The 3,275-nt window shown below is 43.7% G+C and carries 4 protein-coding genes; all 4 read right to left on the bottom strand.

Going from position 1 to position 3,275, the window contains the following annotated elements:
- Positions 1–111: 111 nt before the first annotated feature.
- From UB32_RS15815 to UB32_RS15830, 4 genes are read right to left on the bottom strand one after another with little or no spacing between them, the layout of a single operon-like run.
- Positions 112–348: a DUF5348 domain-containing protein gene (locus UB32_RS15815; RefSeq protein ID WP_044395446.1), complete on the bottom strand. Its 237-nt coding sequence runs from the start codon at positions 346–348 to the stop codon at positions 112–114.
- Positions 345–1,145: an ExeA family protein gene (locus UB32_RS15820; protein ID WP_044395448.1), complete on the bottom strand. Its 801-nt coding sequence runs from the start codon at positions 1,143–1,145 to the stop codon at positions 345–347. Before UB32_RS15820 ends, UB32_RS15815 begins: the two co-directional genes overlap by 4 nt.
- Positions 1,138–2,493, bottom strand: a complete 1,356-nt coding sequence (locus UB32_RS15825) for a DDE-type integrase/transposase/recombinase (protein ID WP_044395450.1) — start codon at positions 2,491–2,493, stop codon at positions 1,138–1,140. The genes UB32_RS15820 and UB32_RS15825 overlap by 8 nt, the downstream gene beginning before the upstream one ends.
- 44 nt (positions 2,494–2,537) lie before the next feature.
- Complete coding sequence (locus tag UB32_RS15830) at positions 2,538–3,068, bottom strand: DUF6431 domain-containing protein (protein WP_277813893.1); 531 nt, start codon at positions 3,066–3,068, stop codon at positions 2,538–2,540.
- Positions 3,069–3,275 lie beyond the last annotated feature (207 nt).

Genomic DNA, 3,275 nt, shown 5'->3' on the forward strand with positions numbered 1-3,275 from the left:
TGTTAATGACGTTTTATAATGTCCAAAACTTGACGATATTAATTGTCCTAAAACTGACGGATATACTGTCCAAAAATAAAAAGGAAGCATTTTCCATGCTTCCCAAATAATTTATAAATCAACATGATACGTCTCATTTTTTTTAAGGTAGAACCTAACATCATTTCGACCCGTAAGGATGTACCAGTCTCTGCCCAGTTCCAGTCGACAGGATAGCGTCCGGCCATTTCCTAGATGTAAATCAAACCATTCCCCACATCGCATCTTATAACCAGTATTGTCTCCCCAAAACACAACCCAACAATCCAACTCTTCATTGTAATGCATTTCTTTCCAGCGACTTTTCATGAAAGCTCCCCCTGGATGACTTGCTTAATCATATGGTCGTCAATAATTCTTCGGCCATTTTGTGAGCCATAGAGTAGACTATGTGTGCAGAGTTTATTTATGAGCCTTGCGGCGCCACCAGAAAACCGATGGATTTCGTCGAGCGCCCCGTCGGAGAAAATTGGTTGATCAACTCCGGCATACCGAAGATGCCTAGAAACATATTCCTCCACCTGTGACCGATCCAGATGCCCTAACTGGAATTGGATATCGATTCTTTGGCGTATAGCTGCGTATGATTGGAGTCGAAGCCGATCCCACAATTCACTTTGACCGACGAGAATGAGTGCCATCGGGCTTTGCGAATCCATTTTGAAGTTCAGTAGGAAACGAACCTCTTCAAGCATTTCCCGGTCCAGAAGATGGGCTTCGTCCACTACCACTACAGGTTGTAGCCCTCGTATGCCCTTCATTAATTCAATCTCACGATGAAGCTGCCGTTTTGCATCTCCTCGATAAAACTTCGCTTCGGAGCCTAACTGTTCCAAGAGCCCTTTGTAAAAATGACGAGGCGTTAACTTAGAGTCGGACAGGTAAAGGATATGGAATTTCCCTTTATCCAACTTGTCCACAAACTTACGGATGGTTGTGGTCTTTCCAGTACCACTATCCCCACTCAGAACGGCAAAAAGCTGTCTTTCAGCTGTGTACTTCAGCCTTCCAAGGATTTCTTGCATCATGGAGGAGTCATACAATTGGTCAGTCGGAAGATCTCTGGCGAAAGGGGTGTTATCCATTTCATAGAAGGCTTCAAACACGAGAATCATCCTCCTTCCAAACGGCACGAAATGTCACGGCAGGTTTCTGTTCAGCTTGACGTTCCTCATTCTTTCGTTCAGCTGCTTTTAATAGTCTTGAAGATTCTGCATCCTGTACCAGCAGGTGCTCAGGTAAGTCAGGACGCTTCCCAGCTCTTTCCCCTATGACAAGCTTCTTGGCTTTCCAAGGAGTATGATCCTCGAACTCAATGGTAAGCTCCTCGATATTCGCAGGATCATAAACAACCTCAACCTGTCGTCCAATGAATGTCAGACCTACCTCATATTTGTGATCCATGAAACTGATGCATCCTGATTTATCGACTTTTCTCGTTTCACAATGGAGAAAAGCATTACTTAACATATCCGGATCAATGAACCGAAGCGCTTTCTTATCTGAACGAAATGCCGTTTCCGGGCTAATTTTTTCTCCAAGTGCAGAATGATGCTTATTTTGATAACACTCTGTCAGCCACACTTGGAAGAGCTCATTCAAACGATCAAGTGTATTGGGTTTTTCGAGGACAGCCTCACTAATGAATGAATCTATGATTCTATTGAAGCGTTCAATTTTCCCTTTTGATTCAGCTGAGTACGGGCGGGTGTAAGTAAGGCGGGTGCCTATTTTTGAGCAGGTGCGCGACATCCATTTGGTTCGATACTGCTTCCCGTTATCAAAATAGACTGCCTCTGGAACACCATACTTCTGGATAGCCTGACGAAAGGCATCCTCAACGATCCTTGAATCCAATGTAGGGTAGAAAGCTGCATGAAGTACAAACCTGGTGGCGTCGTCAATAAAGGCGATAAGATACACTTGTTTCTTCATTCCATTAGGGCCAATCGGCAGGTAAGGACCATACTTGATATCTGATTGCCATAGTTGGTTGCGATGTAGTTTCTGAAATCTCCTGGCAGCTATTCCTGTCTGGGAATAAAGTCGCATATGCCGGGTGCTGTACCCTTTTTCAGTGAGCTTTTCCTGGAGCGTTGACCTTTTGATTTGTCCCGGTTCAGCTACCCCTTCCCATTCAAGTATCTGGATGATTTGAGCTACACTCCGGGTCGGCACTTCCTTACGCAGGAGGATTGCCTGTTCTAATAAATGAAGAGGGATTACTTCAGGCTTTCGGGCACCTTTTCTTCCTTGTGGCTTCAGTCCCCCAAACCCATCTTTCTGAAATTGAGCCAAATATCGCCTGATGGTTCTTTCTGAAAGACCGCTCGTCTTCGCTATCTGGTCTTTTAATTCCTTTACTTTCCCAGCGTCAAGCCCCTCTGCCAATAAAGGGGATATCAGCTGAAAACGCTGCACTGCCAATTCTTCTGATTTCTTATGATCACTCATGATACACTCTCCTCTCTGTGTCTATCACGAGTGTAAATCAGGTGCTATTGGACAATGAATGCAGAACGGATGTGTATCCATAAATTAATATTTACGATGGGCCGGACAGTTCTTGTCAGCCATCCATTGGCATCTCCTGCCAAGTGTCCTATCCTTTGAAGTGCGTTCCCTGAACATTTGGACGTGATATCCAGGGGGATATTTTCCTGACTGGTTCTGACCATGATGGAATTCAAACAACCGATCCAATAATCCACAAATTGATGAAACCAGCGATGCCATCTCGATAGAGTGGAATCATCGGCAGGAACAATGTGGGTGGATGGGTTCGTAAGAACGTCTTCGATACATTCAGCCTCATAGCGCTTATAAGGAATCAATAAATCTGGTAATTCATGATGAGTGGTACCACAATTGGTACACTGCAATATTCTGATGTTATAGGTTTTACTCTGACCTGTATGATCCTTGGCTTTTCGATCCTTTGTACCTCTAACCAACATGGTTTTCCCGCAGCAAGGGGAAGGAATCCTCTCCGCACCCCTAACTAAAAACTCCAGTAAGAGTATTTTCAATCAGCTGATAATTTGATACAATAACCATATACTTTTTTGTGGACGTCTCCTGTCTAACTGTTGGTGCAATTAGACATTATGGGAGACGTCTTTTCCTTTCTCTAGAATAAATGTCGAAATGTTTCGAATTATATATGGACATTATAATCGACTAATTCTGGACAGGCAATACCGTCAACTTTCGGAAATTTAAGAGTGTCATAAACA

Origin of the sequence: Mesobacillus subterraneus, from assembly GCF_000934845.1 — a bacterium.
Taxonomy (GTDB): Bacteria; Bacillota; Bacilli; order Bacillales; family Cytobacillaceae; genus Mesobacillus; species Mesobacillus stamsii.

Excerpts from the sequence above, each read along its gene's own strand:
- UB32_RS15825 (WP_044395450.1), bottom strand. The coding sequence starts at position 2,493 with ATGAGTGATCATAAGAAATCAGAAGAATTGGCAGTGCAGCGTTTTCAG.
- UB32_RS15815 (WP_044395446.1), bottom strand. The coding sequence starts at position 348 with ATGAAAAGTCGCTGGAAAGAAATGCATTACAATGAAGAGTTGGATTGT.